Annotated in this window: 7 protein-coding genes; 4 read left to right on the forward strand and 3 right to left on the reverse strand. The window is 64.6% G+C overall.

The features are described from left to right. The 3 genes from ACIQ17_RS29650 to ACIQ17_RS29660 form a co-directional block, all read right to left on the reverse strand. The coding region (locus ACIQ17_RS29650) for a TRAP transporter small permease subunit (RefSeq protein WP_398473026.1) at window positions 1–477 on the reverse strand (477 nt) is incomplete at its 3' end. 111 nt (window positions 478–588) lie between these two features. Beyond that, complete coding sequence (locus ACIQ17_RS29655) at window positions 589–1,725, reverse strand: TRAP transporter substrate-binding protein (protein WP_398473027.1); 1,137 nt, start codon at window positions 1,723–1,725, stop codon at window positions 589–591. Window positions 1,726–1,920: 195 nt separating this feature from the next. Further along, on the reverse strand, window positions 1,921–3,180 hold the full coding sequence (locus tag ACIQ17_RS29660; protein WP_398473028.1) for an MFS transporter: 1,260 nt from the start codon (window positions 3,178–3,180) through the stop codon (window positions 1,921–1,923). Between the two features lie 182 nt (window positions 3,181–3,362). On the opposite strand from ACIQ17_RS29660, the gene ACIQ17_RS29665 reads away from it, so the two are divergent. From ACIQ17_RS29665 to ACIQ17_RS29680, 4 genes are all read left to right on the forward strand, one after another. After that, complete coding sequence (locus tag ACIQ17_RS29665; protein ID WP_398473029.1) at window positions 3,363–4,355, forward strand: NAD(P)H-dependent flavin oxidoreductase; 993 nt, start codon at window positions 3,363–3,365, stop codon at window positions 4,353–4,355. A gap of 103 nt (window positions 4,356–4,458) precedes the next feature. Further along, window positions 4,459–4,818 carry a hypothetical protein gene (locus ACIQ17_RS29670; RefSeq protein ID WP_398473030.1) on the forward strand — a complete coding sequence of 120 codons (360 nt, stop codon included), beginning with the start codon at window positions 4,459–4,461 and terminating at the stop codon, window positions 4,816–4,818. A gap of 175 nt (window positions 4,819–4,993) precedes the next feature. Beyond that, window positions 4,994–5,680, forward strand: a complete 687-nt coding sequence (locus ACIQ17_RS29675) for a TonB family protein (protein WP_398473031.1) — start codon at window positions 4,994–4,996, stop codon at window positions 5,678–5,680. Then, window positions 5,680–6,120: RNA polymerase sigma factor (locus ACIQ17_RS29680; protein ID WP_398473032.1), on the forward strand; the 441-nt coding region annotated here is incomplete at its 3' end. The genes ACIQ17_RS29675 and ACIQ17_RS29680, both read left to right, overlap by 1 nt.

Consider the following 6,120-nt stretch of genomic DNA (forward strand, 5'->3'; position numbering starts at 1 on the left):
GCGCGCGATCTCGGCGATGCCCTGCAGCAGCAGCAGCGCGCCGGCCAGCGGGATCATCGCCTTGAAGTGATAGACGGGCGGGCCGTCCGCCGTGACATTGGAATGCTCGCGGATGCGCCAGCTGTCGCCGGCATAGTCCCAGCCGGCATAGACCAGCGCCGCGATGCCGGGCAGGAAGAACACGATATAGAGCACGAGGTCGAGCGAGGCCTGCGTGCGCGGCTTCATCGACGAATGCAGGAAGTCGCCGCGCACATGCCCGTTCTGCGCCAGCGTATAGGCGCCGCACAGCATGAACAGCGTGCCATAGAGCATGTTGGAGGCGTCGAAGATCCAGGCCGTCGGCATGTTCAGCATGTAGCGCTTGAACACTTCGGCGCAGACGAGGCCCATCAGTCCGAGGATGAGCCATGCCGCAGCCTTGCCGGCAAATGTGCTGATGCCATCGATGGAGTGCAGGAAACGCTCGGCAGTCATTGCATGGAAGCCAGTTCACGAGAATGCGGGCAGGCGAAATGCGTCAGGCAACAGCAAGGCATCATCCGGGAAATGGTCCCGGATGATGCGGGGCACGTGTGCCTGATCGCGTCAGGTCTTCTTCTTCGCGTTCGGACCGAAATAGTGGTTATAGGCCATGCGGCGATTGACCACCGTGTCCTGCTCCCACTGGGTGGCGCGCTTGGCAAAAGCCATCTGCGACTCGACGATCTCCTTGAACAGCGGGTTCTCCGCCGACTTCTTGGCGACCACCTCGTCATAGGCCTCGAGCTGCTTCTGCAGGATCGAGTCCGGCGTCTTGTAGAACTTCACCTTGTCCTTGCCCTGCATATCCGCATAGTCCTGCGAATAGCGGTCGATGGCCTTCCACGACATCTCCTGGCCGGCCGCTTCCGCGGCACCGGCGATGATGGCGCGCAGCTTCTCGGGCAGGGCGTCGTATTTGGTCTTGTTGAACAGGATCTCGAACTGTTCGGCATTCTGGTGATAGCTCTGCAGCATGCAGACCTTGGAGACATCGGGGAAGCCGAGCACGCGGTCGGACGATGCGTTGTTGAACTCCGCCGCATCGAGCAGGCCGCGATCCATGGCGGAGACGATCTCACCGCCGGGCAGCGCATTCACCGCAGCGCCGAGGCCGGTGAACACGTCGATCGAAATGCCGACCGTCCTGAATTTCACACCCTTGAGGTCTTCGGCCTTCTGTACCGGCTTCTTGAACCAGCCGAGCGGCTGGGTCGGCATCGGGCCATAGGGTAGCGATACGACATTCGCGTTGATCGAGGCGTAGAGCTTGGCCAGCAGCTCCTTGCCGCCGCCGAATTTGTGCCAGGCCAGCAGCATGTTGGCGTCCATGGCATAGGCCGGGCCCGAGCCCCACAGTGCCAGCGCGGTCTGCTTGCCATAGTGATAGACCATCACGCCATGGCCGCCATCGAGCGTGCCCTTGGAGACGGCGTCGAGCAGGCCGAAGGCCGGTACCACGGCGCCCGCGGGCAGCACCTCGATCTTGAGGTCACCGCCGGTCATGTCATTGACCTTCCTGGCGTAGTCCTGCGCGTATTCGTGAAAGATGTCCTTGGCCGGCCATGTGCTCTGCCAGCGCATATTGATCGGCCCCGTGCTCTGGGCGAGCGCCGGTGCCGCAACGGTTGCGGCTGCGCCGGCCGTGGCAACTTTCAAGAAGCGGCGGCGAGACGGAGTCCTGTCCTTGGATGAAGTCATCATGTCCTCCCCGAATGGTCGTCCTTTGCGGACTGACCTTGTTGATTGCGGTCAAGACAAAGGCTTGCCCGCAACTTTGGCAAGGAACATCGCTGCGCTGCGACGCTTGGACGCGGCGTTACTACACTAACAAAACGTGCTGCATTGCGGAGAGTGCATCAGCGAAGGCGAACTACAGTTCAACGCAACGCGGTGCCGCTAGACTTTGGTGGTCGCATAGTGGGCCACCTCACCGGTCATGTCCGGCTGTCGCGCCAACGTAGCGGCGGGGGAGGTCAGGATGACTGAAGCCTGCCAGGCAAAGCCGGCGACGGCGAGATAGAGGCAGGCTTCGGCGTGGTAGAGGCCGCCGATCACCGCCGCGATCCCGGTGCGGATCGGCCGCGCGCCATAGCTCAGGATATTGATGGCCGACACGCGCCCGAGCAGGCCCGGCGGCGTCACCGACTGGCGCAGCGTGGCGGTGGAGATCACCCAGAGGATCGGTCCGGCACCGAGCAGGAAGAAGCTGAGCCCGGCCAGCGCAGGCGAGGGGATCCAGGTGGTGAGCGCCATCACCAGCGAGGCGACGAATCCGGTGACCGGGCCGAGCACGATCACGGTGCCGAACGGCAGACGCTTCATCACCCGCGTTGCGGCCAGCGCGCCGATCACCATGCCGGCGCCATACATGGCCAGCGTGATGCCGACGCCCGCGGCGCTGAGGCCGAGATGCCGCACCGCATAGGGCACGAACACGGCCAGCGTCATGAAGGCGGCGGCGCTGAAGATGAATTGCGTGATGAAGACCGGCCGCAGATAGGGATGCCGCGCGACGAAGGACAGGCCCTCGGCGATGTCCTGCATCGGTCTGCGACGCTGGACCGGTGCGCGTGGCGGCTCGTGCAGGCCGGACAGCAGCATCACGGCCATCAGCGACAGCGCCGCAGCCGCGCCAAACGCCGGCGCCGCGCCGACAAAGCCCACCAGCGCGCCGCCGATCGCAGGGCCGCCCGCGAAGGCAACGGTACGCGCCAGTTCGATCCGCGCATTGGCGGCGCCGAGCAAGGGCGGCGCGACCAGCGACGGCACCAGCGCGGGCGCCGCGACGCTGTAGACGACGGTGCCGCAGACGGCGACGAAGCCGAGCAGGGCCAGCAGCGGAAGTGTCAGCCAGCCCCACCAGATCAGCACGAGCGTGAGGACCAGCGAGACCGCCCGCAGCGCCTCGGCGCCGGCCATCAAGGCCCGACGCGACATCCGGTCGGCCAGCAGGCCGGCAGGAATGGCGAACAGCACGAAGGGCAGGGTCAGCGCCGTCTGCAGCAGCCCGGTCTGGCCTTCGCCGACACCGAGCAGCAGCACGGCAACGATCGGCGCCGCCGCCAGCGCGATCTGCTCGGCGGATTGCGCAGCGAGATTGGACCAGGCGAGCCGGTTGAAGGTGGCGGGGAGGTGGTCGGCGGACGGAGTGGACATGGCGTTTCCCGAGATAAGGTACGACCATGCGAGCCGGGCGGCCTGCCAGCCACCCGATTACAGACAAGCCGAGCAGGAGGGGAATGGCTGGCAGCCTTGCGCGGCACTCGCAACGGCTGATGCCATGCGCTAGGTCTGCTCACGTTGTTGCCTGCAAGAACAAGCAAAAATCGAAGGTGGAAATGTCCGAAAAATTCAACAAGCTCCGTTCACGCCTGCGTTTGCCCGTGATGGTGGCGCCGATGCTCCGCATCTCTGTGCCGGCGCTGGTGGCGGCAAGTTGCAGCAGCGGCGTGATCGGGTCGTTCCCGACGGTGAATGCGCGAACGTCGGATCAGCTCGATCGGTGGCTCAACGAGATCAAGGACGGCATCTCCGCGGCCGGCGCCTATGACGCGCCCTACTGCGCCAATATTCTCGCGCGCTCCGATCCCGAGAAGCTGCAGCAGGATTTGCAGATACTGATCAGGCACAAGGTCGAGATCGTTCTCGTCAGCACCGGCGCTCCGGAAAAATACGTCCGGCCGCTGCAGGAGATCGGCTGCTTCGTGATCGCCGATGTCGCATCCATCCGTCATGCCGAGAAGGCTTTGGCACAAGGCGTCGATGGTCTGGCGCTGCTGACGGCGGGTGCGGGAGGGCAAACCGGCTGGGCCAACGGGCTCGCCTTCGTTCGCGCCATTCGCGGCTTCTATGACGGCCCGCTTTTCCTGGCCGGTGGTGTCTCCGATGGTCATGCGCTCTGGTCCGTGCAGACACTGGGCTGCGAGCTCGGCCTGATGGGCACGCGCTTCATCGGCACCGAGGAGTGCGATGCATCCGACGGCTACAAGGCCATGCTGGTCGACAGCAGCATCGATGACGTGGCCCTGACGCGCGGCATCAGCGGCATCGATGCCAACTTCCTGCGTCCGTCCATCATCGCCTGCGGCCTCGATCCGCAGGAACTGGCGGCGCCGGTGTCGCCGGAACGCGCACGCGAAATGTTCAGCAGCTATGCGGACGGCATGCGCGGCCCGAAACGCTGGGTCGACTTGTGGAGCGCCGGGCATACGGTGTCCGGCGTCAGGGCGGTCCAGAGCGTCGCCGATGTCGTGGACCAGCTGGCGACGGAATATACCGAAGCCCAGCGGGCAACCAGGGCGTTGCTGGCGAATGCCGGCGCGGTGGCCTGAAACGGCCGTCGGTTGCGGCTCGCGACAGCGGCGGCGCGGTTGTGCTAAGGCATGCGCAGCGGCGTCCCGCAGGGGACGCCGGCCGCATTTCGACGGGCGAGACATGGATCGGAACGACAAACTCTATGGGCTGTGGCGCGAGCAGGGCGGCGCCTGCTTCTATTGCGACGGCCCCACTTTCGTTCTCGATCGCGAGCCGAAGGATGCGGCGCGGCGTCGCCTGCGCATCGAGGTCGGCGTCGCCGGCGCCGGCAAGCATCTCAACCAGCACGTCGCCACCATCGACAGCGCCGCCAAGGCGATGGCCTGCAAGTTCTGCAACTGCAGCCGCGAGGGCAAAAGCCCGGCCGCTCACCGCAACGCCATCCAGGCCATCGTCGCCACCGACCGGCATCCGGTGAACCGTCTGGTCGAGGCCTATGAAGACGGCCGGCTGGCCTGGGCGCCCATCGGCAGCAGATGATGGGACAAGCCCTGGAAAAGGGCGTCGTTTTGTTCTAATTATTTGATTTATCTCCGCAAAACGCCATTCGGCAAGACGCCCGAATGCGCTCCTTCAGATTGACATTTGACTGTAACACTCGCTGTCTATGGTGGCTCGTCGAGTTGTGACGGTCCCGTGAATGTGGAGTTGCGTGTTGACGGCGGTTGCGCTTGGCGCCACGCGGATGCGGCGGCGAGGTTGCTGCATACCATTGGTCGCTGCGAGTCTGACGTTCGTTTCCGTTAGCGGGCATGCCAACGATGAGGCCAAGAGCTTTGATATCCCGGCTCAGTCGCTGTCGATGGCTCTCGAAGCGTTCAGCACGGCGAGTGGTTATCAGCTCCTGGTCGCGGACCGGGTGCCGGCGACCGCTTTGTCCAGCCCTGTTCAAGGCGTCTTTGCCCCGCGCGATGCCTTGTCCCGATTGATCGCGGGGGCCGGATTTGAAGTGACATACACGTCGGCGCGCGCGGCCATTCTGGTGCGCGGAACGCGTGTGCTTCAAGAAGATGCGCAGCAGCGCGTGCGCTACGAGATCTCTTTGCAGGCCGACACCATCGATAGGCTGTGTCAGAGCGCCGTCACCCGGCCGGGAAGTTATCGCGCAGCCATCGATATCTGGGTGGCGCCCACGGGACGGGTCCAGCGCGCCGAGCTGCTCGATTCGACAGGCGATAGCGGGCGCGATCAGCAGCTCTTGTCAGCGTTGCGGACCATGACGACGGCCGGCCCTCCGGGCGCAATGACCCAGCCGACAACGCTGATCATTCAACCAAAACTAGCTGACAGGCGAAACGTCTGCGAAGCGCACATCGGTGATCAGCGAGCCGGCAGACCATGATGAGTTCGGCTCATCGCGGCGGCCTGAAGCTCTTGCTGACCGCGCAATATGACGATCTCAAGCGGCGACTTGCGCGCCGCCTTGGTTCCCAGGATGCTGCGGGTGACGTGTTACACGAAACCTTCCTGCGTCTGGAGCGCTTCGATGGCACGACGCCGGTGGCCAATCCGCGCGCCTATCTGTTGCGGATGGCGCTCAACGTGGCCTCCGATCATGAACGTGCCCGCAAGCGGCTGCTGACCGCGGTGGAGATCGACGAACTCTGGCGTCTGGGTGACGATACATTCGATCCCGAGACGGTGGTCGCCGGCCGTTCCGAACTGGCCTTGTTCAGGGAGGCGCTGGCCGAACTGACACCGCGATGTCGGGACATTCTGATCGCTGCCAGGGTCGATGATCTGCGCCATGAGGTGATCGCCGAGCGGCTGGGTATCTCCACC

The organism is Tardiphaga sp. (genome assembly GCF_044340795.1).
Classification (GTDB): Bacteria; Pseudomonadota; Alphaproteobacteria; order Rhizobiales; family Xanthobacteraceae; genus Tardiphaga.

Bases quoted from the DNA above. Each gene is read 5' to 3' on its own strand.
- ACIQ17_RS29670 (WP_398473030.1), top strand. From the start codon at position 4,459: ATGGATCGGAACGACAAACTCTATGGGCTGTGGCGCGAGCAGGGCGGC.
- ACIQ17_RS29665 (WP_398473029.1), top strand. From the start codon at position 3,363: ATGTCCGAAAAATTCAACAAGCTCCGTTCACGCCTGCGTTTGCCCGTG.
- ACIQ17_RS29660 (WP_398473028.1), bottom strand. From the start codon at position 3,180: ATGTCCACTCCGTCCGCCGACCACCTCCCCGCCACCTTCAACCGGCTC.
- ACIQ17_RS29655 (WP_398473027.1), bottom strand. From the start codon at position 1,725: ATGATGACTTCATCCAAGGACAGGACTCCGTCTCGCCGCCGCTTCTTG.